The organism is Streptomyces hoynatensis, from assembly GCF_003626535.1.
Lineage (GTDB): Bacteria > Actinomycetota > Actinomycetes > Streptomycetales > Streptomycetaceae > Streptomyces > Streptomyces hoynatensis.
The window spans coordinates 33,330-59,833 of sequence record NZ_RBAL01000010.1; the positions used below are offsets into that span (position 1 = coordinate 33,330).

At 71.6% G+C, this 26,504-nt stretch carries 21 protein-coding genes; 8 read left to right on the forward strand and 13 right to left on the reverse strand.

The features are described from left to right. Positions 1–69: 69 nt before the first annotated feature. The 8 genes from D7294_RS18040 to D7294_RS18075 all read right to left on the reverse strand — a co-directional run bounded on the left by D7294_RS18040 (position 70) and on the right by D7294_RS18075 (position 11,337). Positions 70–699 (reverse strand): DUF6879 family protein, encoded by a 630-nt coding sequence (locus tag D7294_RS18040; RefSeq protein ID WP_120680980.1) that lies wholly within the window; start codon positions 697–699, stop codon positions 70–72. Further along, positions 692–961, reverse strand: coding sequence for a hypothetical protein (locus tag D7294_RS18045; RefSeq protein ID WP_120680982.1), 270 nt, complete (start codon positions 959–961; stop codon positions 692–694). The genes D7294_RS18040 and D7294_RS18045 overlap by 8 nt, the downstream gene beginning before the upstream one ends. 162 nt (positions 962–1,123) lie before the next feature. Beyond that, positions 1,124–1,513 (reverse strand): peptidase inhibitor family I36 protein, encoded by a 390-nt coding sequence (locus tag D7294_RS18050; RefSeq protein ID WP_120680984.1) that lies wholly within the window; start codon positions 1,511–1,513, stop codon positions 1,124–1,126. A 182-nt stretch (positions 1,514–1,695) separates the two neighbouring features. Continuing rightward, on the reverse strand, positions 1,696–2,901 hold the full coding sequence (locus tag D7294_RS18055; protein ID WP_120680986.1) for an NAD(P)/FAD-dependent oxidoreductase: 1,206 nt from the start codon (positions 2,899–2,901) through the stop codon (positions 1,696–1,698). Between the two features lie 309 nt (positions 2,902–3,210). Further along, on the reverse strand, positions 3,211–4,113 hold the full coding sequence (locus tag D7294_RS18060; RefSeq protein WP_241562449.1) for an RNA polymerase sigma-70 factor: 903 nt from the start codon (positions 4,111–4,113) through the stop codon (positions 3,211–3,213). Positions 4,114–4,395: 282 nt separating this feature from the next. Further along, positions 4,396–6,003: a glycosyl hydrolase family 18 protein gene (locus D7294_RS18065; protein ID WP_241562450.1), complete on the reverse strand. Its 1,608-nt coding sequence runs from the start codon at positions 6,001–6,003 to the stop codon at positions 4,396–4,398. A 619-nt stretch (positions 6,004–6,622) separates the two neighbouring features. Next, positions 6,623–8,413, reverse strand: coding sequence for a serine/threonine-protein kinase (locus tag D7294_RS18070; protein ID WP_120680992.1), 1,791 nt, complete (start codon positions 8,411–8,413; stop codon positions 6,623–6,625). A gap of 266 nt (positions 8,414–8,679) precedes the next feature. Continuing rightward, a complete protein-coding gene (locus D7294_RS18075; RefSeq protein ID WP_120680994.1) occupies positions 8,680–11,337 on the reverse strand; it encodes a SpoIIE family protein phosphatase in 2,658 nt (885 codons plus the stop codon). 268 nt (positions 11,338–11,605) lie between these two features. Between D7294_RS18075 and D7294_RS31990 the strand changes: the two genes are divergently transcribed. Beyond that, positions 11,606–12,235 carry a hypothetical protein gene (locus tag D7294_RS31990; RefSeq protein WP_158674646.1) on the forward strand — a complete coding sequence of 210 codons (630 nt, stop codon included), beginning with the start codon at positions 11,606–11,608 and terminating at the stop codon, positions 12,233–12,235. A gap of 258 nt (positions 12,236–12,493) precedes the next feature. Here D7294_RS31990 and D7294_RS18085 read toward each other — a convergent pair whose 3' ends face one another. From D7294_RS18085 to D7294_RS18095, 3 genes are all read right to left on the reverse strand, one after another. Beyond that, the gene (locus D7294_RS18085) at positions 12,494–13,258 is read right to left on the reverse strand and encodes a protein NO VEIN domain-containing protein (RefSeq protein ID WP_158674647.1); all 765 of its coding nucleotides are present in this window, start codon (positions 13,256–13,258) and stop codon (positions 12,494–12,496) included. Between the two features lie 76 nt (positions 13,259–13,334). Beyond that, positions 13,335–15,167 carry a DEAD/DEAH box helicase gene (locus D7294_RS18090; protein ID WP_120680998.1) on the reverse strand — a complete coding sequence of 611 codons (1,833 nt, stop codon included), beginning with the start codon at positions 15,165–15,167 and terminating at the stop codon, positions 13,335–13,337. Next, on the reverse strand, positions 15,167–16,576 hold the full coding sequence (locus D7294_RS18095) for a ParB/RepB/Spo0J family partition protein (protein WP_120681000.1): 1,410 nt from the start codon (positions 16,574–16,576) through the stop codon (positions 15,167–15,169). Before D7294_RS18095 ends, D7294_RS18090 begins: the two co-directional genes overlap by 1 nt. 122 nt (positions 16,577–16,698) lie before the next feature. Here D7294_RS18095 and D7294_RS18100 point away from each other — a divergent pair, with 122 nt between their 5' ends. Both D7294_RS18100 and D7294_RS18105 read left to right on the forward strand, forming a co-directional pair. Next, positions 16,699–17,382, forward strand: a complete 684-nt coding sequence (locus tag D7294_RS18100; protein WP_120681298.1) for a hypothetical protein — start codon at positions 16,699–16,701, stop codon at positions 17,380–17,382. 33 nt (positions 17,383–17,415) lie between these two features. After that, entirely contained in the window at positions 17,416–18,279 is an 864-nt protein-coding gene (locus D7294_RS18105) for an NgoMIV family type II restriction endonuclease (protein ID WP_120681002.1), read from the forward strand. Between the two features lie 25 nt (positions 18,280–18,304). Here D7294_RS18105 and D7294_RS18110 read toward each other — a convergent pair whose 3' ends face one another. Next, positions 18,305–19,564 carry a DNA cytosine methyltransferase gene (locus D7294_RS18110; protein ID WP_120681004.1) on the reverse strand — a complete coding sequence of 420 codons (1,260 nt, stop codon included), beginning with the start codon at positions 19,562–19,564 and terminating at the stop codon, positions 18,305–18,307. 95 nt (positions 19,565–19,659) lie between these two features. Between D7294_RS18110 and D7294_RS18115 the strand changes: the two genes are divergently transcribed. From D7294_RS18115 to D7294_RS18135, 5 genes are all read left to right on the forward strand, one after another. Then, a complete protein-coding gene (locus D7294_RS18115) occupies positions 19,660–20,124 on the forward strand; it encodes a very short patch repair endonuclease (RefSeq protein ID WP_120681006.1) in 465 nt (154 codons plus the stop codon). Positions 20,125–20,367: 243 nt separating this feature from the next. After that, on the forward strand, positions 20,368–20,724 hold the full coding sequence (locus D7294_RS18120; protein WP_277751104.1) for a PadR family transcriptional regulator: 357 nt from the start codon (positions 20,368–20,370) through the stop codon (positions 20,722–20,724). Then, on the forward strand, positions 20,721–21,548 hold the full coding sequence (locus D7294_RS18125) for an ATP-binding cassette domain-containing protein (protein WP_120681008.1): 828 nt from the start codon (positions 20,721–20,723) through the stop codon (positions 21,546–21,548). Before D7294_RS18120 ends, D7294_RS18125 begins: the two co-directional genes overlap by 4 nt. Then, the gene (locus tag D7294_RS18130) at positions 21,548–22,240 is read left to right on the forward strand and encodes an ABC transporter permease (protein WP_120681010.1); all 693 of its coding nucleotides are present in this window, start codon (positions 21,548–21,550) and stop codon (positions 22,238–22,240) included. The genes D7294_RS18125 and D7294_RS18130 overlap by 1 nt, the downstream gene beginning before the upstream one ends. Before the next feature lie 1,053 nt (positions 22,241–23,293). Continuing rightward, the gene (locus D7294_RS18135; RefSeq protein ID WP_120681012.1) at positions 23,294–23,959 is read left to right on the forward strand and encodes a transglycosylase SLT domain-containing protein; all 666 of its coding nucleotides are present in this window, start codon (positions 23,294–23,296) and stop codon (positions 23,957–23,959) included. Between the two features lie 192 nt (positions 23,960–24,151). On the opposite strand, the gene D7294_RS18140 is transcribed toward D7294_RS18135, so the two are convergent. Then, entirely contained in the window at positions 24,152–25,351 is a 1,200-nt protein-coding gene (locus D7294_RS18140; protein ID WP_120681014.1) for a Cmx/CmrA family chloramphenicol efflux MFS transporter, read from the reverse strand. Positions 25,352–26,504: the final 1,153 nt, after the last annotated feature.

A 26,504-nucleotide genomic window follows, 5' to 3' on the forward strand; every position in this document is an offset into this window, starting at 1 on the left:
GGAGGCCCCCGACAGCTCCGAGTGCGTGCCGCCGGGGCGCCCGTCGTCTTCCTCGCGTGCGTTGATGAGCTACTCCGTCGTCGGCTGCGGCGGGGGCAGCGGCGCCACTTCGCGCGCGAAGAAATCCGCGATGTCCTCGCCGTTCTCGAAGAGCGTCCTGATCGCGGCCTCCCAGCCCTGAACGAGGTCGGGCCGGGTGTAGCGCACGCCGCCGTCCAGCACGCCGGCGTCCGTGTAGACGACCTCGTACAGCGTCAGGCCACCGAGAACAACCAGCTCCGGGAGCGGTCCTTCGCTCTCCACCGTGGCCAGCCGGGCCGCGTCGACAATCCGGATGACCTCGTCGTACTCGGCCTTCAGCCGCAGCGAGTGGAGCTCCCACTGGAGATAGGGGGTCAGCGGCAGCCCGACCACGCGGACCCGGTGGAAGACGGTGCGCTGTTTCCTGTCCTGCTCGGCTGCCTTTCGGAGGCCCTCCCGCTTGTTCTCCAGCAGGCGGAGGGCCTGGTCCCAGTCTCCCCGGCGAAAGGCGTCCCAGCTCGGGTTGTTCAACTCGACGAAATGTTCACGCCGTTCGAGTTTCCAGGAGTCCCGCTGGTAGATCCGGCCGTACCGCTGCCAGAAATCGGCCGAGTACGCGGCGCGGTCCGTCCTCACTCCCTGGGTACGGTCGAGGGGCGGGGCATGCAGGTCACGCATCGGGGATGTCCGCCTTCGCCGCGCGGAGCAGGGAGCCGGGAAGGACGACCAGCCGCTCGTCGGGGGCGAGCGTGACCCCCTCCGGGAGACGGGGACCATAGGCGGCTGTCAGGTCGCGTCCGATGACGGCCACGTCGCCGTTGTCGAGTTCCCAGATGTCGGGGCAGCCTTCCTTGCCGTCGGTCGTCCCCAATTCCGCGGCGGATCTGCCCAGTCGCCGTACGAACAACGCGGCCGGGTCCGCCTCCCAAGGACGATGCACGGCTGTCTCCTCCCCGCGTTTCCGCTCTGTGCACGGACTGTACTCAGGGGCATACCCGCCCGCAACGGACCGCCGGCGGAATGGCCAGGAAGGCACTCGGGGGGCCGGGCCCCCGGGGATCGCGGGGTTTGCGGGTCCTCCGGGGGGCGGCGGGTTCCGGGGTCAGGAGCAGGTTTTCCAGGAGGAGATGATGTCGTTGAAGTTCCAGTAGTTCAGGTCGTCGATGGCGTATTCCGGGGGCAGCGTGATGGAGCGGCCCTCGAAGTTGTTGTGCTCGTAGAAGCACACGTGGTGAGTGGTGTGGTTGTAGACGGACGAGATCGAGTCCTGCCACTTGTGGTCGCCGTAGGTCTTCACCGGGTCCTTCTCCCACTGGTCGTTGCCCGGGATGTCGGAGCAGTTCCCGTGGTTGACGTTGACGCAGATGGTGATGCCGGAGGCGGCAGTGACGGCGGGGGCGGCGTTTGCGGGGGTGCCCGCGGCGAGCACCGTCGTCAGTGCGGCGGCGGTCACGCCGAGGGACACGGCGCTGCGGCCCAGGGTGGGCTTCATTCTTGTTCCTTCCGGGAGGGTGGGGGTGGCACCCGCGGGGTGAGGGGTGGACCGCCGAGGGGTGAGGGTTCAGTCCCCGGGTGGGGCCGTGGGGGTTCCGGTCCCGCGGGGCTGTGGGCTCGGCCGTGGGGCCCGGCCCGGGCGGGGCGGTGGGCTCCGCCCGGGCGGGGCGGGCTGCGGGATCAGCCGTTGGTGAAGCGGCCGGCCTCGGCCAGGATCTGGTCGGGGTCGTCGAGCGGGGGGTAGATGTACGTGGTGTTGATCAGCTGTTTGACGGCCTTGGCCTCCCGGCGGGTCTTCGTGACGGTGCGCTCCCAGCCCTCGGTGGTCACGGCGCCGGCCGGGCCGAGGTCGAGGCAGGTGATGTAAGGGGCGGGGGCGAAGGGCAGCGGGTCGTGTCCCAGCAGGTCGGCGGCCACGTTGTGCCCGGCGAACTTGCCCAGCGGGTGGGCGTGCTGGCAGCTCTGCACGGTGCGGTGGCCCTCCTCCGCGAGGGCGGCCGCGGTGTCGCCCGCCGCGTACACGCCCGGCACGCCGGCGACCCGCAGGTACGCGTCCACGGTGAGGCGGCCGAGCCGGTCCCGTTCGCCCGGGATCTGCGCGGTGAGCGGGCTGGCGGTCACGCCCGCGGTCCACACCACCGTGGCGGTGGGGATCACCTCGCCGTCCGAGAGCGTGACCTCGGTGGGCGTGGCCGAGGCCACGGTGCGGCCGAGGCGCCGCTCGATCTTCAGTTCGTCGAGGACGCCGTCGAGGTGGGGCCGCGGCCCCTCGCCGAGTTCCGGGCCGATGACGTCGGAGCGGTCCACCAGGACGATCCGCACCTCCTCGCCCGCCCCCGCCGCGCCGGCGAGCGCACGCAGCCGCCCGCAGAGTTCGGTGGCGACCTCAAGGCCGGTGAATCCGGCGCCCACCACCACGGCCGTGTAACGCCCGGCGGACGCCGGGTGCCTGGGCAGCCGCCGCAGGTGGTGGTGGAGCGCCGTGGCCGAGGTCAGGGTGTCCACGTCGAAGACGTGCCGGGCGCCGGGGAAGCCGGGCACCACCAGCCGGCTGCCCGAGGCCAGCACGAGGGCGTCGTAGGACAGTTCCTGCTCCTCGCCCGCGCGCCCGACGGCCCGGACGGTACGGGTGTGGGTGTCGATGCCGGTGACGGTACCGGCCACCCTGCGCACGCCGATCGGGCCGAGCACCCGGTCCAGGGGCACCCGCATGGCCCCCGGGTCGTCCTCGTACAGCCGCGGCCGGATGACCAGGTCGTCCCCGCCGCTGATCAGCGTGACCCGCAGGTCCTCGCCGGCTTCCCCGGCGGCGCGGGCGGCCCGTACGGCTCCCGCCGCGCTCCACACGCCGGCGAAGCCCCCGCCGATCACCAGGATGTCCTTCATGGAGGTTCACCTCTCCGGACGGCCGCTGTGCCGTCCTCCTCGGGGCCGGAGGCACGGCGTCCGCCGGCCCGGTTCACGAGACAGACCGGACAGCGCGCCGATCTGTGACAGCGCGCCGATTCGCGGCAGCGGGCCGACTCGGCAGCGGGCCGATTCGTGACAGCGGGCCGAGGCGTGCCGGAGGCGAGGAGACGAGGGGGACGAAGGGCCGAGGGGGGACGAGGGGGAACGCGCGGGGGCGAGGGGAACGCGCGGGGGCGGCGGGGCGGAACCGGGGGCTGCGGGGGCGCGTGGGGGGCGGGGGGGCGCTCAGTGGGAGGGCAACGCGTCCACGTAGGGCAGGAGTTTGGCGGGATTCATCACCCACATGAGCCGGTCGATGCCCTCCGCCGAGGCGTCGATGCACAGCAGCGCCACGGGGGTTGCGCCGTGCGAGACGAGGACGGCGGGCCGCGTGTTCGCCTCCACCCACCGCGTGCTCGCCCGGGGCCAGAACCGGGGGGCGAACGCGGCCAGGTACCGGGAGACGCGGGCCCGCCCGAAGACCGGGATGCGCGAGGCGCCCCGCACCCCGCCGCCGTCGGAGTAGCTGACGACGTCGGCGGCGAGCAGTTTCTCCAGCGCCGGCAGGTCGCCGATCCGCGCCGCCGCGAGGAACGCCGTGAGCAGGCGCCGGTGTTCCGCGGCGCCGACCTGCTCCCTTCGCTCGGCGGCCAGGCGCTTGCGGGCCCTGCTGGCCAGCTGGCGGGCGTTGGCCTCGCTCGTCCCGAGCACGGCCGCCACCTGCTTGTGCGGGTAGTCGAACGCCTCCCGCAGGACGTACGCCGCCCGCTCCAGGGGGTTCAGCCGCTCCAGGAGGAAGAGGACCGCCAGCTCCAGCGCCCGGTTGCGTTCCGCGCCCACCTGGGGGTCCGCGCTGGTGTCGACGGGCTCGGGCAGCCAGGGCCCGACGTAGGTCTCCCGCCGCACCCTGGCCGACTGCGCGACGTTGAGCGCCAGCCGGGCGGCGACCGTGGACAGGTAGGCGGCGGGATCGAGGATGCCGGAGCGGTCGGCCTTCTGCCACCGCAGCCACACGTCCTGGACGACGTCCTCGGCCTCCGCGGCGCTGCCCAGCATCCGGTACGCGATGCCGAAGAGCCGGGGCCTGGCCGCGACGAAGTCCCTCGTGGCCTGGTCAAGCGAGGCCGCCTCTGACTCGTCAGCGTGCACGGTTGCCCTCTCGGCTCCGGGTCGGCTTGCACCCCATGGATGTCCCGTGGCCGGCGGAATACTCGGCGGCCGCCGCGCCTGTCTCATTCTCGGCCGCCTCCGCGGCCGGCTCCGCGGCGGGTCCGGCGGCCGGCCCGCGGGCGACTTCCCGGCCGACCCCGCGGCCGGCTCCGCTGCCCACCTCACGGCCCACCTCCCGGCCCGCTCCGCGGCCGGTCCGCCGGGGACCGGCCGCGGGCGTGGGCCGTGCGCGGGGGCGCGGGCCGTTGGGGGGGCGGCGGGTCAGGTCAGGCCGGTGTGGATGGCGTCGACCAGGTCGCCGTCGGCGGTGTCGCCCGAGAGTTCCCAGAAGAAGGCGCCGGCCAGGCCCTGCTGGAGGGCGTACTCCATCTTGCCCTGGATGGTGGCGGGGGTGTCGTAGCTCCACCACTCGGAGCCGCAGTGGGCGTACGCCGTGCCCGCCACCGTTCCGGTCGGCGGGCAGCGGGTGGCGAGAACCTTGTAGTCCTCGATGCCCTGCTCGTAGGTGCCGGGGGCGGGGCCGGTGGCCGTGCCTCCCGGGGCGCTCTGGCTGACCCCGGTCCAGCCACGCCCGTAGAACCCGATGCCGAGCAGCAGCTTGTCCGCGGGCACGCCCTGGTCACGCAGGCGCTGGATGGCGTCGGCGGTGGTGAAGCCCTGCTGCGGGATGCCGTCGTAGGAGGTGAGCGGGGAGTGCGGCGCGGTGGGTCCTGTGGTGGCCCAGGCGCCGAAGAAGTCGTACGCCATCACCGACAGGTAGTCCGCGTACGCGGCACCCGCGGCGTAGTCCGCGGCGTCGATCTTGCCGCCGGGCGAGGCGTCGGCGGTGATGGCCGCCGTCACCAGCTGGTCGCCGAACGCGTCCCGGAAGGCGTGCATCATCTCGCCGAACACCTCGGGGCCGCTGCTGTCACAGGTCAGACCACAGGCGTTCGGGTACTCCCAGTCGAGGTCGATGCCGTCGAAGACCCCGTCCCAGCGCGGGTCGTTGACCAGGTCGTAGCAGGACTGTGCGAAGTGCTGCGGGTCCTGCATGGCCTGGGTGAAGCCGCCGGACCAGGTCCAGCCGCCGAAGGACCACAGGATCTTGATGTCGGGATAGCGCTCCTTCAGCTGGCGCAGCTGGTTGAAGTTGCCGCGCAGGGCTCCGGTGTCCCAGCTGTCGGCCTCGCCGCTGACGCTCTCCTCCGCGCTGTAGAAGCGGTCGTAGTCGGCGTAGGAGTCGCCCACGGTGCACTCGCCGTTCTGGACGTTGCCGAAGGCGTAGTTGATGTGGGTGAGGCGGTCCGCGGCCCCCGAGGTGACGATGTCCTTGACGTGGTAGTCGCGCTGGTAGATGCCCCACTCGGTGAAGTAGCCGAGGTTGACGTGGTCGCCGGGCGACGTGTCGCCGCCGTCGTCGCCGTCGTCACCCCCGTCGTCGCCACCGTCACCGTCGTCGCCCCCGTCGTCGCCGCCGTCGCCGCCGCTGCCGTCGCAGGGGGCGCCGTTCAGGAGACAGCCGGCCGGGGTGGCCGTCCCGGTGCCGACGAAGCCGAAGCTCGCCGACTGGCCGGGGGCGAGGGTGCCGTTCCAGGAGAGGTTGCGGGCGGTGTAGTGGTCGCCGGAGTGGGTGACCGTCGCGTCCCAGGACGAGGTGACGGCCGTTCCGGAGGGGAAGTCCCACTCGACGGTCCAGTCGGTGACGGTGGAGTTGCCGGAGTTGGTGATCGTCCACTTGCCCTCGAAGCCGGTGCCCCAGTCGGAGGTCTGGGTGTACGTGGCGGTGACGGCGGCCGCCTGGGCCGGTGCGGCGAGCGCCACCAGGCCGGCCAGCGGCAGGACGAGTACGGAGAACAGGGCAAGGATGCGGTGTCTGACACGTGGCACGAGAGCGCTCCTCTTTGTCATGGCACGGTCATTGAAGGTGGGGCGAGCGTAGAATGGTCTGGACCAACGGTCAAGAGGTCTGGACCAAGGGCGGGTTCGGCTTTTCCCGGCCCCGCCGGCCCTCCCCCACCGGACGGGTGGCCACCGGGCCCGCGGCCCTCCCCCACCCGGCCCGCACCCGGTGCCCGCGTCCCCCCACGCGCCCCGGGGGCGGTGTACCTGGGGGGTGCGCGTGGTGGCCGTGGAACAGACGACCGAGGCCGGTTCCGCGTCGGCGGGCCCCGGCCTGCGGTGGGCGCCGGGGCGGCGCCGGCGTCACGCCGCCCCTGAGCGGGGGCGCGACGCCGCCGCCCGGGACGCCACGGGAAACGGCACGGGGGAACGCCACGGGGAACGCCGCCGGGAGGGCGGTGGAGGAGGCGGAGGAGCCCGGCGCGTGGCGGGACGGCGCCCAGGCGCGGCGTTCCGCGACGGGGGGCTTCCCGCCGCCTGTGTCCCCGGCGACATCGAACAGCTCGGGCGGACGGCCGACCCCGCGGTGTTCCCCGGCGGCCGACGGGACGTACGGGCGCCCCCGCGAGGGCCCGCGGGGGCGGCCCGCCGGTTGCCTGACGCGGGTTCAGCCGGAGAAGGCGGCGCCCCGCCAGATCCTGAGGTCGATGCTCAGGTAGTAACTGGGCGAGTCCTCGGGGGCGTAGCCGGTGACGGTGACCAGCGCGACGTCCCCGGCCTGGGTGCGCAGGCAGATCCGGGATCCTGCGGGCGCCGACTCCTGGTCGATCACGCTCGTGTAGCGGGTCACCGAACGGCAGGTGTCGAGCGTGCCCTCCTCGTCGGGCCGCAGCAGCACCAGCGTGCTGTCGCCCGAGGTCGCCAGCTGGTAGCCGTCGAAGAGGTCGGAGTTGAAGCCGAAGTCTCCCTCGTACAGCACCCCCGACTCCGTCGTCACCGGGGTGGGCGGGTCGTCGGAGAGGCGGAGCGTGCGGTTCTCCGGGATGTCGATGCCCTCGTAGTCCACGGGCGTCGGGTCGGCCGGGGGCTCCTCGGTCTCCTCGCTCGCGTCGGGCGGTGGCGCGGACTCGCCGGAGGCGGACTCGTCCTCGCCCTCGCCGATCTGGCCGTCCTGCGTGGTCTCGGTGCTGCCGCCGGCGTCGGCGGTACCGCCCGCGTTCTCGTCCTTGTCGTCCCCGTTCAGCAGGGAGGCGCCGAGCAGCCCGCCGAGCAGCCCGACCAGGACGCCGCAGGCGACGATCAGCGCCAGCCGGCCGCGCCGCGGCCGCGCGGCGGGCGGCGGGGTCGCGGCGGTGGGGGTGCCCGCCGGGGCGCCCGCGGCGATGCCCGCGGGAGTGCCCGCCGGGGCGCCCGCGGGGGTGGTGGCCGCCGGGCCGGGGTAGGGCGGGGCGCCGGGCGGCTGCGGCGCGAAGGGCTGCGGAGTCGGCGGCAGGCCCGCCGTGGGCAGCGCGGCGGGCGGGGTCGCCGGGTAGGGCGCCGGCGGGGTCGTGTGCGCGGGAGGCGGGGCGACGGAGGTCGCGGTGGCCGCGTACCGGTCGATGTCGTCGATCACGGCGGGCGGCAGCCACGTACCCGACTGCGGCTCGGCGTCCTGGGTGAGGGGCCGGCACAGCTCGATCACCTCGGCCGGGGTGGGCCGTTCGGCCGGGTCCTTGGCGAGGCAGCGGGCGGCGATCTCCCGCAGCCCCTCCGGCACCCCGGACAGCTCGGGCTCCTCGTGCACGATCCGGTAGAGCACGGCCGGGGTCGCCGCCTCGCCGAACGCGGGCTCGCCGGTGGCCGCGAACACCGCGATGTGCCCCAGCGCGAAGACGTCGGCGGCGGGCGTCGCGGGCCGGCCGAGCGCCTGCTCGGGCGCCATGAACGCGGGGGTGCCGACGGTCACCCCACTGTGCGTCAGGGCGGTGGCGTCGGCGGCGCGCGCGATGCCGAAGTCGATGACGCGCGGCCCGTCGGCGGCGAGCAGGACGTTGGAGGGCTTCAGGTCCCGGTGGACGATCCCCGCGCCGTGGATCGCCTGGAGCGCCTCCGCGATGCCGGCCAGGGTGAGGGCGGCGGCCGGGACGGGCAGCGCGCCGTGCTCGGTCACCGCGGCGTGCAGCGAGGGACCGGCGACGTACACGGTCGCCACCCAGGGCTGCGGCCCCTCGGTGTCGCTGTCGATCACGGGCGCCGTGTAGAGGCCCTGCACCTGCTGGGCCGCGCGCACCTCCCGCTGGAAACGCCGCCGGAAGTCGGCGTCGTCGGCGAGTTCCGCCCGCACCAGCTTGATCGCGACGGGGCGCCCGCCGGGCGTGTGCGAGAGATAGACCCGGCCCATGCCGCCCTGCCCGAGCCGGCCGCTGATCCGGTACCCGCCGATGACCGTCGGGTCGCCCGCTTCCAAGGGGATCACCATGGAAGGGGACCCTAGCCAGCTCTTCTGGGCGTGAAAGACCGAAAACCTGCTTTGCAGCGGGATCGTGACGAATACGAGCCAGGACCTGTACGGGAGTTGACGCCTCTCCCCGCCGGGGGCGAACCGGGTGGGAGGGGAGGGGCCGGGATGGGGCGCGGGGATGGATGGGGCGGGTGGAACGGGCGGCTGCGGGCGAGGCGGGTGGCGGGGGCGGCGGTCGAGTACCGCGGGGGCCGGTGGAGTGACGCCGGGGCGGGATGGTCCGGTCAGGTGAGGAGGGTGGGGCGGAGGGCCAGGACGGCGATGTCGTCGACGCTGTCCGCGCCGAGCCGGATGAGGAGTTCGTCGCAGAACACGTCGAGGGGCTCGCGGGCCATGGCTGCGGTGTGCCGCCGCAGCCGGGTGAGGGCCTCTTCGAGGGACTCGCCGCGGCGTTCGATGAGGCCGTCCGTGTACAGCAGCACCGTCGCGTGGGCCGGGATCGGGGCACTGGCCCGGGGGCGGGAGGCGTCCGGGTCCATGCCGAGCAGCAGGCCCGCGCCCTGGTCGAGGTAACGCGTGTCGCCCTCCGCGGTGGTCAGCAGCGGCGGCAGGTGCCCCGCGGAGGAGTGCTCCAGCACCCACGGCCCCTTCTCCCGGCCCTTGACCAGGCCGTAGATGCAGGTCGCGGTGGCCTCCCGGTACAGGCTGCGGTTTGCCATGTCCAGGCGGCGCAGGACCACGTCGGGCGGCGCCTGGCGGTCGACGGCGATGCCGCGCAGCGTGCCGCGGAGCTGGCTCATCGCGATCGCGGCGTCGAAATTGTGGCCGGTGACGTCGCCGATGACCACCGCGACGTCCCCGCCGGGGACGACGAAGCTGTCGTACCAGTCGCCGCCGACCTGTGCGGTGGTGGAGGAGGAGGCGTAACGGGCGGCCATCCGCAGGTGCGGGATCTCGGGCAGTTCGGGCAGCAGCGAATGCTGAAGGCCCTCGGCGATGTTGCGGGTCTCCTGGTAGAGGCGGGCGTTGTCCACGCCCAGGGCGATGCTGCTGACCAGGTCGCCGACCAGGGCCACGTCCTCCTCGGCGAAGGGCCGCCGCCCGGCGACGCGGGCCACGGTCAGGGCGCCGAGGATCTCCCGCCGGGCGCGCAGCGGGGCCGCGATGACGCTGCCCGCGTCCAGTGCCCTGAGCACCTCGCGGTAGTGGGCGTCCAGCGGGCTCACGGCCTCCTCCGGCGGCGGGGGCGGGCCGAGCAGCAGGGGGCCCGCGCCGCGCAGCACCCGGGCCAGGGGCCCGCGGGCCACCTCGGAAAGCGGCGGGAGTGGGCCCTCGCGGACGGAGTCGGGCGGGGGGCGGGAGTCGCCGCCCACCACGCTGACGCGTTCCACCCGGGTCTCCTCGGTGAACAGGTCCACCATGCACCAGTCGGCCAGCCGCCGCGTGAGAATCCGGCCCACCTGCCGCACGCCCTCGTCCAGGGCCATGGTGTTGCTCAGCGCGCCCCCGATGTCGGCCAGCAGGGAGAGCCGCTCCACCGCCGGCATGTCCCCGGTGACGCCCTCGGGCCTGGCCTCGGGCGGAGGCTCGGCCTCGGGGCCGGGCGGGGTCGCGGGGCGCGCCGCAAGGCCGGACTCGGGGAGCGTCGCGTGCCAGGCGGCGCCGGTGCCGCGGGGTGGCTCGGCGGCGGTCGTGGCCCTGGGGACCAGCTGGGCGACGAACACGGTGCGGCCGTCGGTCGTCTCCTGGAGCTGGATCATCAGGCGGACGGGCACCAGCCGGCCGTCGCGGTGCAGTGCCGGGAGTGGCACCGAGCGGCCGAGGATCCGGGGCCTGCCGGTGAGCAGCAGGGAGGCGAAGGCGGCGCGGTGGCGTTGCCGCAGGTGCTCCGGAATGAGCGTGGTGAGCCGGCGGCCGACGAGGTCGTCCACCTGCCAGCCGAGCAGGTCGGCCGCGGACGCGTTCGCCGCGATGATCGTGTTCGTCTCGTCGGCGGCGACCGTGGGCACCCTGCTGGCCCGCACGTCACCGGTTTCCCACGGCACCATCTCGGCCGAATGGACGCTCGGCTCCCGGGGCACCACCGTCCAGGCGGTGGGGTTGCGCCCGGCGAGCTGGCGGATGATCTCGTCGAACAGCCACTCGTGGAACAGGCGGTTGCGCGGCAGGGACGGGAGGGTGAGCAGGCGTTCGTCCGCGGCGGCCTCCTCGGCCAGGTCGAGCACCCGGCGCAGCACCGGCACGGTGGAGCCGGCGTCGGAGGGCAGCGCCACGCTCAGCGAGCGGCCCTCGGCGTCGGCGGGCTGCTCCCGCAGCGCGGTCGACACCTGGGCACTGATCACGTTGTTCACGTCGTGGGCGGTGGTGAGCTCCTCGGGTCGCAGGCCGAGCGGCTCCCCGGCGAGGCTGGCGAGGATGACCTCGCGCAGCAACGCGTGCCGGTGCTGCTGCGCGGCCTTGTACAGCGGGCCCGGCACGTCCAGCAGGGTCACGTGGCGGGCGGAGGGGAAGCGCGGCGGCACGGTCTCCCACCCGGAGGGCGGCGTGGGGCCGGCGCCCGACCGCAGCCGGAACCACACCTCTTTGCCGCCCTCGACCACGTCGGTGCCGAAGCCGGAGGCCAGCCGCCCGACCAGGGCGAGGCCCTGCCCGGTGCCGGCGTAGGCGGGGCAGTCCTGCGGCACCAGCGCGCGGGCGGGCTGCCGGTCGGTGACCCGCACGTAAACCGCCCCGTCGGGCGCCGAGACCGACACGGTCACCTCGGTGCGGGCGTGCAGCACCGCGTTGGTGACCAGCTCGCTGGTCAGCAGCTCGGCGGCATCCGCCAGCTCCGGCGCGGCGCCCAACGCGGCGGCCCGCACGAACCACCGGGCCGACGACACGCTCTCCGGCCGCGGGGGGAAACGGCGCGTCGTCGCCTCCGACGGATCGAGGGGGCCCATGCCACGAGTGTCCCGCACCCTCCTCACCCCGCAACCACGCTCACTTCCACCCCCGCCGTCCCCTTCGCCCCTATCGGCACTCCGGTCACTCCGGTCACCGTCGTCCCCGCCCGAGCGCCGGCCACCCCTCCCGGGCCTGGCGCACCACCACCGCCGGGAAGGCGAAATCCACAGCCCTGTAACACATTTGGGCGCAGGAGCGGAGGCGCGGACGGCCGCCACTAGGGTGTGGGCGTAGGTCCACGTTCTCGTTTCACCAGGGGGGATCATGCGCAGGCCCATACGACTCGCCCTGCCCGCCGTGGCCGTGGCGGCGCTGGCACTGAGCGGCTGCGGCAGCGACGACGACGGCAAGACGGACTCCTCGGCGCAGGACGCCGGCACGGAGCAGAGCGAGTCCCCGGAGCAGCAGGAGAGCGGGGACCCGAGCGGGGAGGAGACGGGGAGCGGGGATTCCGCCGGGGGCGAGGGCATCGAGGGCGTGTGGTCCACCTCGGAGTCGTTCGCCGACCCGGCCGACAACCAGCTGGTGATCGCCGGCGGCGCCGCCACCTTCGTGCTCGGCTCCTCCCCCGACAACCTCGAAGGCGGCTACTGCAGCGGCACCGCATCCGCCACCGCCCTGTCCCTGACCTGCGCGGACGGCTCCACGGAACACTCGGAGGGCACCCTGGCCCTCGACGGCGACACCCTCAACGTCACCTGGGGCTCCGGAACCGCCGAGACCTACTACCGCCAGGACGTCGAGATCCCCGACATCGGCGACCTCGACGGCAACCTGGAGGACATCCAGCGGGAGCTGGAAAACCTCGACCTGGGCGACCTGGGCGACCTGGAAGACCTGGGCAGCATGGAGGACTTGGACGACCTCGAAGACCTGGGCACGACGAACGGCTGAGCCGGGGGCGGGCGGGCTCCGGTCAGGCAGCGGCGCACGGTGCCATGCGCCGGAGTCCGGGGGAGCGGCCTGCCGGACCGGAGCGGCTATCGGCGGGAAATTTTTGCTGCCCAGGCAAGCGCGCTGGCTGATGGCGCAGGCATGACCCGTTATTCCCAGCCATGTCCCGCCCTTCGGTGCTCAGGGCCTCAGGCGGGTGCCGGCCCGCTCTGCAGTTCGCGGCAGTTTTACCGCTGAGGCCCCTGAGGGGCACAGCTTTCAGGCGGGCCACCCGGCACGGCCGGTGAGCAGGGGCGAGGCATCGCATGTGAACAGTGCGCCGAGGGCAGGTATGCCTGGGAGGGGCACGCGGGGCGGCACAACGAGGTGGCACGATTCCCATCGTCCGCATTCGCGGCGATCCGAGGGAACATGCGCCGCGACCCAGCCCCTGGGCACGGTTGCGACTGCCACCGGCTTGAGGTCTGGCGCGAGCCTGACGAGGACAAGCTGCCATTCGGGATCGCGCAGCATCGTGTCGTACTCGTGCCGGGAAAGGTAGAGGGCAAACCGGCTGCGGCGAAGCGTCGTCTTCGCTTCCAGGTGGACCCTGCATTCCGGGGAGCGCACGGCGATGTCGTAGCCGAAACCGTCGGACCATTCGGCGACACGCTCGATCCGTGCTCTCACCGATCCGGTGAGCAGCTCAATCAGTGCGATTTCGCCTGCGGCTCCGATGCGTACCCGTTCAGCTGCATCCACCTTCCCCCATACGCCGCGGACTTGGGCGTACGCTTCAGCTTCGCTCATGCCCAGCGCAGCAGCCGCGCGCAAGGCATCGCCAGGGAGCTCGTCCGGCTCGCGCACGAGAACGTTGGCATCGGCCAGCCAGGCGGCTTCGCCGTGGGCAATCGCAGAGGCGAAGACTCTGTGGCGGGCGGGCACACTGCTGTTGAGATTGACCAGCAGCCCAGTATCGCGTATCCACGCGTAAGCCGCGTCATACTGGGTCGGGGTGATGTCGCTGTACTCGCTATGTGCCATGAAGAGAGCCCGGACCCGCGCGGCCCCGCTCGCGGGAAGCCTCTCAAGCCAGCGAACTGCCGCACGCAGGACCGGTTCAGGTGGTACCGGCATGGAGATGGCCCATCAGCGCCTCGAGATCCCTTTGGTCCAGGCCGCTGCCGATCGCGGGTTCTTCGTCTAGGTCGGCGAGCTGCTGGACGTCGGGATCATCGAGAATTCTTCCCATGAACTGAAGCTTGTCTTGCAGACGTCCATCGACGACCTCGTCGATGGTTCCCGCTGAAGCAAGCACCGTAATCCGGGTCTCTGCCTCAGGAGCAAGGCCAAGCCGGTGAATCCGGTCAAGGCTCTGCAGGAAGCGCGCGGCAGCGAAGTCCCGGTCGACGTAGACGGCGTCGTGGCAGTGATGGTGGAGGCTGATGCCCTCCCCGAGAGTGGCCGGGTTAGACAGCAGCACGGCACAGTCCGGGTCGGCGCGGAAGCGTTCGATCTGCGCCTGGCGGTCTTCGGTTCCCCCGTGTACCACGGCTGGCGAGAAATTCCGAAGCATGCGTTCCAGCGTGTTCAGGGATCGCACGAAGGTTGACCACACAAGCGTTTTGCGTCCGCAGGCGGCGTTCTGCCTCACGATGGCCAGGACCTCCTGGTACTTCGGAGACATCTCATAGTTCGGGAGGTCCTGCATGAGCTCGAACAGCGGGGTTCCCGCTGGTACGGCTAGCGGTGGCACCCGATAGGCGAGGGGCTCGTGCCGCGTGGTGCCGACGGAGAGCAGCGCTGGACTCGTCGCGGCCATCAGCATGTACACCACGATTCTGCCGAGCGCTTGGAAATCGCCCTCACATCCGGCGGCGCGGGCAGAGAAGCGCCCCAGGAGAGCCTCGTACACCTCCTGGTGGACCGCGGGCAGGGGAAGGAGGCGCAGGTTCGTCGTTACCGGTGGCAGCCCGAGTTCGCTCTTAGTGGTGCGGACGTACAGAGGCCGGAGAACCTGGCTGGCCCGGGCAAGGTCCCCGCCTGCGACAGCCTGCGCGACCTTCTGACGACCGTGCCCAGGCCAGACGAAGCCGAAGAGGTTCTCCAGATCTCTCACGCCATTTGGCGCAGGAGTACCTGTCATGATCAGCCGGCGCCGGGCCCTGGGACCGAGGGCGAGGCATGCTGCCCCATACGTTCCCGCGGCGCCGAGCTTCATCCGGTGCGCCTCGTCCAGGACGAGCAGGGACGGCCGCGCCGCCAGCCACTGGCCGAGTTCGTTCACAGCCCCGTCCAGTCGCTCGTAGTTGACGAGGAGGGCATCAGCGGCCGGATCTGCGCCCCGGGAGAACACCTCCATACGCAGCGGCTCGCGCAGGCACTGCTCATTCTCGTCCTGCCAGGCCTCGTAGCACGACTTCGGGCCGACGACCAGGAGCCGTTCGGCGCCCTCGCTGCGCCGCAGAGCGTGGAAGACCGCAAGGCCGACCCGGGTCTTCCCGGCTCCCGGGACTGAGAAGTTAGCGCCATGCCGCAAAGACAGAAGCTTCGCAAGATCCCTGCGCTGGAACGTGGTCAGTGCCCCTTTCCAGTCCGGGCCAAGCAGGTCTCCGACATCCGCAGCATCGGTCTCTCCGCTGTGAGCGGCATCCGGGTCCAGGCGCTGGGCCACGGTCTGGGCATCCTTGGCTGAATCCGTGGCCAGGGCCGCCAATTGTGGGTCCCAGGCCACGCTGTCCGGCTCGGGCCAGGACGCGAGAGCCATAAGGTTGCCCAGAAGCTCGTCTATGTCGACATCGGCTGTACCGGGCGATCTCTGCACACAACTGCTGAAGGACACCGAGAGGCGCCTGAGCGCTTCCTCCCAGCCACTGCCAGCCCGGAACCTCGCTTTCGTCGCAACGTCGCCGAACTCAATCGACAGGCTCAGCCCGGTCGCCCGCGTGGGCATCAGTCCTCCCTCGCCGCGTCCAGAAGCCAGGCCACGCCGTCGCCGGGAGAACTGAACGTGCGGCTCGCTTGTTTCGCGAGGCGGGCCAGGCTGGCACGCAGGGTGAGCAAGGCGTCGTCGAAGGCTTCCTCGTCGAGGGCACGCTTCTGCTTTGCCTCTGCGAACTCGGCAGCGCACTGGTTCACGTAGTCAGCGGCATCCGTGAGACGTTCAGGAACAGCGACCTTCCGTTTCTGCAATTCGGCGCGCTGTCCAGCCAGCTTGACTGCTACGTCAAAGGTCTTGCGCGCCGTCTTGACGAGAGAGTCCGCAGTGGCGACCTCAGCGGCACTGAGCTTGCTTCCGGCCTGGGCGGCGGCTTTCGCCTGAAGGAGGTTGTCGGTGACCGCGCGGGCGATCTTCAGCGAAGCCGTCACGTCGGGGACCGACACACCGGGCAGGCCAGGGATGGAAACGGGGGCGGCTTCCCGCAGCCTGGGCCGAAGCTCTTCCGGCAGCCGCTCCTGCAGGTACCGGCTGTGGAAATCTGCCTCAGCGAGACGGACTGACGTCTTGGCGAAGTTCAGAACCACCATGGCCAGGCGTGCCTCTTTCAGCCGCTCGGCGGCATCCGGATCGGCCTTCGCCAGCGCGCTGTAGTCACGGTGCAGCTCACGGAGCTTCTCCTGCTGGTCCTCGAAGTCCACCAGCCTCAGCCGTATCCCGTTTCCGCTGCTACTCCGCTCGATCGCTTCCTCGATCAACTGGTACACCCAGCGGTCCTGACGGAGAGTAGCCGTCTTGATATTGAAATCGCGAGCCACGTCCTCTTCTCGCCGCCCATCCCTGAGCTCTTCCTCGATTGCCATGAGCCGGTTGATATAGGAATATGCGCGGCGCTTATCGCGGCGAAGCTGAAGAGAGAGTTCCACGCTGTTGATGTCCCGGCGGGAGGTGTCGGCCGGGAGGACCCCCACACGGATGTCCCTGACTCCGAGGTCCTTGAGGGCAGCGCATCGCGTGTTGCCGTCTACGAGGATGCCGTCGGGGCTGATGATCCCCGGCTCCTTTTGCCCAAAATCATCAAGTTCATCCCGCAGGGCCGTGTAGTCCGGATCGGTCTGGTGGGGATTAGACGGTTTGCAGCTCAGCAGGTGATGCAGATACTCCTGCGCCGCCTCACTCCATGGCTCCTCCTCGAGCACACGGTTGCGTTCCGGGTCCAGGGTGCGCTGCGCACGGATGCGGTGGGTGTCGGGATTGAAGTACAGCATGTCAACCGGCATGGAGATGACGTGCAGGTGCTTTCGCTCGCCGCGCCAGTCAACGCTGACCTTGGCTCCGTTATCCTGTACGGCCTGCTCCAGGCGCTCTTGCACCAGGGAGCGGATCTTCTCGCCCTCGGGCGGGACTCCGAACTGCACACCCATATCAAGGGCCTCCTAGGGGACATCCGCGGTCAGCGTCTCCTGCATCATGGCAGGAGACACCGACAGCTGACGGGCCGTTGCGGCGCCCGGTGGAGCCCGCCAAGGAGGGAACCCACGTGCCGATGCCCGCATGGAACGACCCGAGCCTGAAGGCCGGCACCATGGTCCGGGCGGCCCTGTGGCTCGTCCAGGAGATCGGCGAGGGCAACACCTTCACCAAGGAGCAACTCCGAGCGGCCTTCCCGAAGGTCGCACAGGCCGACCGGCGCCTCCGGGATCTCCGCGACTACGGGTGGGTCATCCTCACCAACGCCGAGGACGCGAGCCTCCTCGCCGAAGATCAGCGTTTCGCACAGGCCGGTGTGCCGGTCTGGGACCCAGCCGCCCGCCGTGCCGCGGCGCCCCGCAAGGCGGTCTCGGCCAAGGAGAAGCAGCTGGCGATGAGTCAAGACGGCTACATGTGCACCATATGCGGCATCTCAGGCGGAGAGCCCTATCCAGAAGACGCCCACCAGACCGCAGTGCTGTCTGTTACCCGCCGCACGACCGTCCTGCCCGACGGCCACGAAGAGACCCTGCTGGTCACCGAATGCAAGCGCTGCCGAGCCGGGTCAGATGGCGCTCCCGCCAGGGCAGACGAGGTTCTCGCGGAGATCCAGATGCTGGACGGGAGCGAACGGCGCCGGCTTCTCCGGTGGATTGATCGGGAGCGGCGCGGCTCCACCGCTCTGGAAAGGGCCTGGAACGCCTATCGACGGCTCCCCGGCCAGGCACGTGAAGAGATCCGCTCGGTGCTCGAAGGCTGACACGGCAGAACCAATGATGAGGTACTCATAGACATGACAGCGGCACTGACAGTCGCAAGGCAGCACTTCCACGGGGCTCTCGCTGCTAGGCACACGCTGTCCCTGTCTCCAGACGGGGTTGCCTCTAACGCTGACAGCAACCAGAAGACCAGCACGGCTATTGCGGCAGCGATCGCCAAGGCGCTCGGTGCGCAGATCGTCCCGAAGAAGCTTGATGGCCAGCGCGCGGGGAAGCAGTTCGAGCAAGCGGTGGAGGAGTTCCTCGCTGCAGTCTTCCCCCTCTTCCGCTCGCTGCGCCCCGGCAAGTGGCGCATCGAGAACGTCGGCAGCTCACGCGGCGAGTACCAGATCTCCAAGTACGAGCCATACGCACATCTCGGGGAACTCGCGCATGTGATCGAGAGCAACCGGACGCTCGCTTCCGTCCTCGGAAACTCCTATGAGATCAGCCCCGATATCCTGGTGCTGCGGGCCCCGGAGCCGGACGGCCTCATCAACCAAGAGCGGGAGCTTGTGGACGAGGAGTCCGGCCGGTACTCCATCCTCAGGGAAGTCAACCAGGAGCGGGCGATCGTCCACGCCATAGTGTCCTGCAAGTGGACGCTCCGCAGCGACCGCGCCCAGAACGCGCGCTCTGAAGCCCTTAACGTCATCAGAAACCGGAAGGGACGCACGCCCCACATCGTGGTCGTCACCGGCGAACCCACGCCCTCAAGGCTGGCGTCCCTGGCGCTGGGCACCGGCGACATCGACACCGTCTACCACTTCGCCCTTCCCGAACTGATCCAAGCGGTCGAGAAGACGGGCAACGACGAGGCAATCAGCATGCTCAGTACGCTGGTCAATGGCAAACGTCTGCGCGATATCAGCGACCTGCCGCTGGACCTGGCCGTCTGAATCATGGCTGCTTCCGGCAATTCGTTCAGCTGATCCGTGACCGCATCTCCGCGAACCGTGCGTGCCGCTCGTGCCCCTTCTGGCCGGTGAACCCTTTGAAGTCCACCAGCCGGTACGCACGGCCGTCGAGGCGGTCGTCTTCGTCGATCACGAAGTCGCGGGCAAGCATCGCCATGCGGCGTTCGAAAGAAGATGAATCGATCTTTTCGCCGGAGGCCCGCACCAGCTCCTCTTCGGTCAGCGGGGACTTGGCGGCCTTCAGCGCCACGTAGAGCGGATCGTGCAGGACTTCCTTCTCTACTTCCGCAAGGTCCTTCGGCGTCCCTTTCTGCTTGAAGGCATTCACAATGGACGTTCCCACCGCGCGAGCAACAGGCGGGGGAAAAGCATTCCCAATCTGCCGGTACCTGCTCGTCTTCCGGCCAGTGAACGTCCACTGATACTCAGGAGAAGCTCCCCAGCCCTGAATTCGGGCCACCATCTCCGTAGTCAGCTTGGGAAGAAAACCCACCGGATGCGACTCGTTCGGCGGCTCGTCGGCCACACCCATCGCGTCGACGCCGAGGGCTCGCCATGCAGCCTTTGCACGAGTCGGGCCGAGATCGGCGCCACCATGTTTCTTCGAACCACCGACGATGGTGGGTGCGATTCCGTTTGCCCCGTCAGCCCATTTCCTGGCGCCGCGCCAGCCCCTGGAAGCCATGAGCTCATAGAGCTCCGTCCCGACCGTACCAGTGCACGGATTTTCGTCGGGCCAGTAGAACCACGGAGCGTCCTCGGGCCGCATTGCCACCAGGACAAACCTGGGGCGAAGCTGCGGAACACCGTAGTCCCGCGCCTCGAGAAGCTTCCAGTCAGACCAGTACCCCTCCTCTTTCAGCCGGTCTTTCACGTGCTGCCGGTAAGCTGCGAACCGGGGCATCGACAAACCACGCACATTCTCCAGCAGGAGGGCGCGAGGCCGAATCTTGCTCACATGCTCCACTGTCCAGGCAAAAAGATCACGCTCGTCGACGGCCCCAAGTTGCTTTCCGGCGATGGAAAACGGGGGGCACGGAACACCACCGGCAAGGAGGTCAATACCGGCAAATTCCTCTGGTTTCCAGACTTCACGGTCGGCCACATCGCCGATCCTGACGTCCCAATCCGGGCGATTCTCCTTGAGTGTCGCCGCCGCGTTCCCATCGAGTTCTACCGCCAGGGCATGGTGGAAGCCGGCGAGCTCCAGGCCCAGCGACTGGCCACCCGCGCCCGCGCAGATTTCCACGACCGACAGATCAGCCACGCTCGTACCTCCAGGTCTGACACTCCACAGAGCTCCTATCCTCACTCATCTAACACCGTGGGTGTGACAAAGCCCCTTCGGCTACCGTATGCGCGATGACCCGCAGCAGTGACCTCCCAGCCACGGCCCCGCCGACTCCGGGCCGTTCCCGCAACATGGCCGCCATCAAACGGAGGGACACCAAGCCGGAGCGGGCCATCCGATCGCTCCTGCACGCTGCGGGCAAGCGCTACCGGGTCGACGTCCGGCTGGACCTGGAAGGCGCCCGCCCACGTCCGGACATCCTCTTCACCCGGGCCAAGGTGGCGGTCTTCGTGGACGGGTGCTTCTGGCACTGCTGCCCTGAGCACGGACGCCAGCCAGGCGTTAACGCCGGATATTGGGGGCCGAAGCTCGAGCGCAACGTCGCCAGGGACCGCGCCGCGGACGAAGCGCTGCGTGCGGCTGGCTGGACCGTGGTGCGGGTATGGGAGCACGAGCCCCGCGATGAGGCCGCAGCACGGATCATCGCGACTGTCGAGGCGGCCGCAGCACCCGATTCCTCAGGCAAGCCCAAGTGACCACGCGGCACCGCATCCTCCTTGCCCCGAGTTGATCTTGCCGTCCTGACGCAGCTCCCCGCCTCACCATGAGGAACGGCACGGCCCCCTCGTCGCAGCCTCGGCGATTGCCAGCCCCGAGCCTGTCACCTCGCTTCTCTCTCCACCCCGTGCCGAAGCCCCCGCCACCGCGGCCCAGTTGGGGGTCCCAGAGGAGGGGTTGGTAGATGGACTGAGTACCGGTAGTCAGTTAGGCTGCTTAGCGTGTTGGGGCCGGTGAGGCAGCAGTGGCTGCATGGGTTTTTGGATGTGTGTCTGCTCGGGCTGCTCGCCGAGCGGCGGGATTACGGGCTCGGGCTCGTCGAGCGGCTGGCTGCGGCCGGGTTCGAGGAGATACCCGGGGGGACGTTGTATCCCTCCCTGCTGCGGCTGGAGAAGCAGGGGCTGGTGCGGACCGAGCGGGAGCCGTCGAGTGCGGGGCCGCCGCGGAAGTACTACGAACTCACCCCCGCGGGACGGGCCGCGCTCGCGGAGCGGGTTCGGGGGTGGGCGGCGTTCCGGGACGCGGTGGACGCGGTGACCTCGGTGGGTTCCGGGGCCGGGGAGGCGGGGGCGTCGTGACCTTCGGACGGGAATGGGGCGCCCGGCTGGCCGGGCACCTCGTCGAGGCCGGGGTACCGGAGGGCGAGGCCAGGCGGCTCGCCGGGGACTCGGTGGCCGAGGCGCGCGAGGCGGGGCGTGAGCCCGCGGAGCTGTACGGCCCGGCCGTCGCGTATGCGCGGGAGCTGGCGCGGACGCTCCGCGCCGTCGCCGCCACGGCGGCTCCGCTCGCGCGGGCGCGGGGCCCGGTGGTGCTGCGGCTGAGCCGGGTGACGAAGAGGTACCGGCGCCGCACCGTGCTGGGCGGCGTGAACCTCGTGCTGCGCGCCGGGGAGGTGGCGGCCGTCGTCGGGGCCAACGGCTCGGGGAAGTCGACGCTGCTGAACATCTGCGCCGGCGTGACGCGCGCCAGCGGCGGCCTCGTAGAGCGGACGGCGCGGGTGGGGTACGCGCCGCAGCAGCAGGGCGTCTCGCCCCTGCTGACCCCCGCCGAGCACTTCCGGCTCTTCGGCGCCGTGCACGGGATGGGCCGCCGCAGGTCCGTCGCGGTTGGCGAGCAGCTGGCCGGGCAACTGGGCTGGCGACCGCGCGCGGACGTGGTGGCCGCGCACCTCTCGGGCGGCACCCGGCAGAAGCTGAACGTCGTGCTCAGCGAGCTGAACCGCCCCGACCTCATCCTTCTCGACGAGCCCTACCAGGGCTTCGACCAGACCTCCTACCTCGACTTCTGGGACCAGGTCTTCAGGTGGCGCGACGCGGGCGCGGGCGTGCTCGTGGTCACCCACCTGCTGCACGATCTCGAACGAGTCGACCACGTACTGGAATTGCACCGGGTGGACGAGTGATGACCCTGACCATTGCCGCGATCAGCCTGCGCGAGACGAGCCGCCGCCGCGTCGCCCTGCTCTTCGTTTTCCTGCTGCCGCTCGTGTTCTACCTGGTGCGGCTGGACGTGCACTGGCAGGCGATCCGGTTCCTGGCCATCGGCGTCGGCTGGGCGATCGCCACGCTCTCCCTGTTCAGTCACGTCGGCGCCCGCCGGCTGGGCGAACGGCTGAGCGTGATCGGCGCGTCGCCCACCTCCCTCTTTCTGGGCCGCCAGCTGGCCCTCGTCGGCGCCGGGCTCGCCCTGGCCTGCGCCTACTTCGCCCTCGTCGCCGCGACCCTGGACGTGCCGCGCCTGCCGGCCGTCGCCCTGCTGCTGGGGACGACGGTGCTGGTCGCCGCGCCGCTCGGCGCGCTGGTCAGCCTGGTGCTGCCGCGGGAACTCGAGGGCGCGCTCGCGCTCCTGTCGCTCATGGCCCTGCAACTGCTCGCCGACCCGGCAGACGCCTTCGCCAAGGCGCTGCCCATGTGGTCGACCCGGGAGCTGGCCGCGTACGCCATCGAGCCGGTGGGCGCGGGCCCACTGCGGCAGGGGCTCCTCCACTTCGCCGGCACGCTGGTGCTCTGTTCCCTGATCGCCTGGGGCGCGAACCGCCTGCGGCTGCGGCCCGTGCGCCTGCCGGAGCCCGCGCCCGAGCCTGCCACGCGGTAGGTGGCGAGGTCCCTTCCCTTTCGCGTTCCCTTTCGCGGCGGCGTTCGCGGTACGGGCTCCCCCTGGGGGCGAACCGGGCCGCGAACGCCGCCGCTTGCTGTGGTCGCCCCACCACGGTACGTCGCGCTACGGGGAGTTGTCCGCGTGCCGAGGGCAACCGCCGCCTCCGGGGCGGGACGTGAGGAGACGCAAGGAGAGGGAGGGGAGGGAAGGGGAGGGAAGGGGAGGGGGAGGGAAGGGGGAGGCAAGGAGGGGTGAGGTGAGGAGGGTGAGAGGGGGGCGGGCGGGTGGGTGGTTAAAGGAGGGGCTTGGGGCGCGGGAGGGCGCGTGGGGGAGATGGCTCGGGGTGGGAAAGGGCGCCGGCCCGCGGGAGGGACCAGGGGTGGGCCCCATGGGCCAGGGTCAAGGGGGGTGAGGGGCGCGGGTCCGGGGCCAGGACGCGTGGGTCCGGAGCCAGGACGCGGGGGCGAGGGACCTGGAGTTTCCGGGGTAAGGGGCCTGGAGTTTCCGGTGCGGGGGCGAGAGGCCCGCGGGGGCGGCGGACCAAAGGCCCGTGGGGCGGGGACCGAGGGCCCTGGGGCGGAGGGGCGAAGGGCGGGGGTGGAGGGCCGAAGGTCGCGGGGCGCGGGGGCCGAAGGTCGCGGGGCGTGGGGCCAAAGGTCGTGGAGCGCGGGGTGGGTGGGGTGTGGCGCGGGGGTGGGTGGGGTGAACTGGGGGGCTGGGGGCGGGGGTTCGATGACGCGGGGGGTGACGGGCGGTTCGCCCGGGGCAATTGAGGCCGTCGCGGGGTGCGTCGGCGTGCGGCACGGGCGGTGAGGGAAAGGGCCGGGGCTTGTGACGTGGCGCATGAGACGTGGCTCACGTGCGAGGCGGGGTCGTAGGACCGGCCCTCGTCGATCGGGGCCAGGGTGGGGACGCTTGCCGGAACGGGGCGGATTCCCGGGTGGGGCATCGTAGATCCGCCCTTTGCACCAATGCCGCATTACCTCCCAAACTGGGCATCGTTCCGCGCACTCAGCGCACGACTCTCCTTCTGCTTCGGGAGGTTCTCCCATGCTCGCGATCAAGACGACTGCTCCTGTGACCGCACTGCGCCGCTCGGCGCGAGTGGCCGCCCTGGCGGCCGCCTCGGCGGGCGTGGCCGCCTCCGTGCTGGTCCCCCACCACGCGCACGCCGCCGAGCAGGCCGAGACGACCCACGCCGGCACCGCCGCGACGGCCACGACGACCGCCCTGCCCACCTCCCCCGAGCAGGTCGGCAAGGACGTGCACGCGATGCTCGTGGCCGACAAGTCGCACGCCAAGGGCGGCGACGACGAGGGCCGCGGCGCGCACTACAAGGACGGCAAGCTCGTGCCGATCCCGCACGACGCCCAGCCCGAGCCCGTCCCCGCCAGCCACGAGGACATCGACCGGTGGATCAACAAGGCCCTGGAGGTCATGCACAAGCACGACATCCCGGGCACCTACGACGGCATCTACCGGAACCTGATGCGCGAGTCCTCCGGTGACCCCCACACGATCAACATGTGGGACGAGAACGCACAGAAGAACATCCCCTCCAAGGGCCTGCTCCAGGTGATCGACCCGACCTTCGAGCAGTACCACGTGGACGGCACCAGCAACGACATCTACGACCCGGTGGCCAACATCGTCGCGGCCTGTAACTACGCCGCGGACCGGTACGGCTCGATGGACAACGTCGACCAGGCGTACTGAGTGACCCCGCACGGAGCGTGAGAGCACTCCCCCGCGGCCCCCGCACAGGGGCCGCCGGCACCCGGGCCCGCCCCGGCCGACCAGCGTCGGCCGGGGCGGGCTCTTGGTGTTGCCGCGACCGCTCCGGCTCCCCCGGCCGCCCCGGCGGCGGCGATCCCCACGCCGCCGGGGCCCTGGCACGGGCGCCGGGGGTCAGGCGGATTCGGGCGTGGCCGCGCGTCCGGGGCGTACGGCGGGCAGGGCGAGGGCGGCGGCCGCGGCGGCGAGGGCGGCGCTCGCCCAGGCGGCGGTCGCGGCCTCGCCGGTGAGTCCGGTGCCGGCCGCGGCCAGCAGCGGGCCGGCGAACGCGCCGGCGTTGAGCGCCGCCGTGGCGAAGGAGCCGCCGAGCGTGGGCGCCGCCGAGGCGACCCGCAGCACCCGGGTCACCAGCGCCGTGCCCGCGCCGAAGGACAGGGCCCCCTGGACCGCCGCCGCCGCGAACAGCGGCAGAGTCGAGGAACTGGTCACGGCCAGCGACGCCCACCCCAGCGGGAGGGCGCACAGCAGGAGCACGAGCCCGCGGCCGAGCCGCCCGTCGGTGGCGCGTCCCGCCGCGGTGACGCCGAGGAAGGCGCCGGCGCCGAAGGCCGCGAGGAGCGCGGGCACCGCGCCCTCGGGCAGGCCGGTCACGTCGGTGGCGATGACCGCGAGGTAGGCGAAACTCGCGAAGGTGGCCGCGTTGACGAGGGCGGCGAGCAGGAGGGCCTGCCGCACCCGCGGCGCCCACAGCGCCCGGACCTCCCGGCCCAGCCGCGGCACCCCCGCCCCACCCGCGCCCCCCGCACGACGCGCGCCGTCCGGATGCCTCGCCTCGGTGGGGGCGGAGCGGGAGACGAGGGCGAGCGCCGGCAGGCACAGGGCGGCCACGGCCCAGAACGCGGCCCGCCACCCCCAGCCGTCGCCGAGCAGCGCCCCCGCCGGGACCCCGGCGACGCAGGACAGCGTCACGCCGGAGAGCAGGACGGCGGTGGCCCGGCCCCGCCGGGCGGCGGGGACCAGGGCGGTGGCCACGGACATCGCGACCGCGAGAAACCCGGCGTTGACGACCGCGGCCACGACCCGGGTGCCGAGGAGCACGGCGAAGTCGGTGGTGAGCGCGCCGGCCACGTGCACGAGGACGAAGGCGGCGAGGAAGCCGGCCAGGGCGCGGCGCCGTGGCCAGCGGGCGCTCAGCGCGGCCGCGGCGGGGGCGCCGACGATCATGCCGGCGGCGTAGGCGGAGGTGAGGCTCGCGGCGGCACCCACCGGGACGGACAGGTCGCGGGCGATGCCGGGCACGAGGCCGGACAGCATGAACTCGGAGGTGCCCTGGGCGAAGACGGCCAGGGCGAGGACGTAGAGGAAGGCAGGCAAGGCTGGCTCCGGCGAGGCGGGGGCGGGCGTGGACGCCGCGCGCTGCCCGCCGGCCCGCGCCGTCAGGAGGGCACGGCGGAAGCCGGAAGGGGGCCGAGAGGACCCGAGGGCGTTCGAAAGGGCCGAAGGAGCCGTGAACGAGCCGGGCAGACGCGCGGGGCGTGTCCGGTCACCGGAGGCGGGAGCGGCCGGGCGGTGGGCCGCCCGAGGCCAGGCCGCGTCGTTTCAGAGAACGTCGCGCCGCCGCGGGACCGGCGGCCGGGCTCTGTCCGACTCGGGGCTGTTCATGGGCCGCACGGTAGGCGCCCGGGCGGCGCCGGGGCAAGTGGATTCTGCGGAACGGGACGGTGGCAGGCGCGGCACCCGGCCGACGGCCGGCGGCAATGTGCGGTGGATCGGCGGCGTCCGACCCCTTCCCTTCCAGGGGGTTTCGGGTCACCCTTCCTTTAAATGGTGCACGCGGTTCCCAGGTCACGGAAGGTGGCCCGGCTCACGAGGCCCAGGTGGGAGCGTGCGCGGCACGGCGGGCGAGGTCATTCCGCCCGTACCGGCCATTTCCGGGAGGAATTGCCTCCCTCGGCTCGGCACTACCGGCAATGGGAACCGGGTAGTAGTGTTCCTTTTATTACAGAACTGATACTCGACCAAACCGAAGATGCGTTCCCAACCCCGATGGCATCTGCAAGTATGTGACGAGCCGTTGGGTATCGGCAGGTCCACAACCGGCATGACGCATGGTCCGACGGCGCGTCAAAAGGGGTGAATTTTCCATGACGAGCAGATGCCCTTCGAGGTGCGACAGCCTGCGGGTCCCCCGCGGATGTCATGGCGCCGAAGGCGGTGCGCCGCTTCGGTGATCGCCTGAGGGGTCAGGCTCATGGATGGCTTCGCGGGGCTTCGCCGGATTTCGGCGGGGCCCTTCTCCGTGTCGCCACCTCGGCGGGAATTCACCCGGGCCCCTTTGCCGGACGCCCACCCGGCCGGCCCCCGGGGTCGCGCGGCGCGCGGCCCGGCCCGAACCCGGGCCGGTCGCGGCGGCGCCGATCGGGAATCAGGCACCCCGCCGCCCGGCGGGCCGGAAAACGGAAATCCGGGGGATTCCGGGGGACATCGGGGAAACCCAGGGAAACCCGAGGGAACCGGCGGCAAGCGA

Coding starts and splice junctions, on each gene's coding strand:
- D7294_RS18100 (WP_120681298.1), top strand. CDS start 16,699: ATGCCCGCATGGAACGACCCGAGCCTGAAGGCCGGCACCATGGTCCGG.
- D7294_RS18070 (WP_120680992.1), bottom strand. CDS start 8,413: ATGGTGATCCCCTTGGAAGCGGGCGACCCGACGGTCATCGGCGGGTAC.
- D7294_RS18090 (WP_120680998.1), bottom strand. CDS start 15,167: ATGCCCACGCGGGCGACCGGGCTGAGCCTGTCGATTGAGTTCGGCGAC.
- D7294_RS18095 (WP_120681000.1), bottom strand. CDS start 16,576: ATGGGTGTGCAGTTCGGAGTCCCGCCCGAGGGCGAGAAGATCCGCTCC.
- D7294_RS18135 (WP_120681012.1), top strand. CDS start 23,294: ATGCTCGCGATCAAGACGACTGCTCCTGTGACCGCACTGCGCCGCTCG.
- D7294_RS18075 (WP_120680994.1), bottom strand. CDS start 11,337: ATGGGCCCCCTCGATCCGTCGGAGGCGACGACGCGCCGTTTCCCCCCG.
- D7294_RS18055 (WP_120680986.1), bottom strand. CDS start 2,901: ATGAAGGACATCCTGGTGATCGGCGGGGGCTTCGCCGGCGTGTGGAGC.
- D7294_RS31990 (WP_158674646.1), top strand. CDS start 11,606: ATGCGCAGGCCCATACGACTCGCCCTGCCCGCCGTGGCCGTGGCGGCG.
- D7294_RS18085 (WP_158674647.1), bottom strand. CDS start 13,258: ATGGCACATAGCGAGTACAGCGACATCACCCCGACCCAGTATGACGCG.
- D7294_RS18130 (WP_120681010.1), top strand. CDS start 21,548: ATGACCCTGACCATTGCCGCGATCAGCCTGCGCGAGACGAGCCGCCGC.
- D7294_RS18040 (WP_120680980.1), bottom strand. CDS start 699: ATGCGTGACCTGCATGCCCCGCCCCTCGACCGTACCCAGGGAGTGAGG.
- D7294_RS18115 (WP_120681006.1), top strand. CDS start 19,660: ATGACCCGCAGCAGTGACCTCCCAGCCACGGCCCCGCCGACTCCGGGC.
- D7294_RS18050 (WP_120680984.1), bottom strand. CDS start 1,513: ATGAAGCCCACCCTGGGCCGCAGCGCCGTGTCCCTCGGCGTGACCGCC.
- D7294_RS18105 (WP_120681002.1), top strand. CDS start 17,416: ATGACAGCGGCACTGACAGTCGCAAGGCAGCACTTCCACGGGGCTCTC.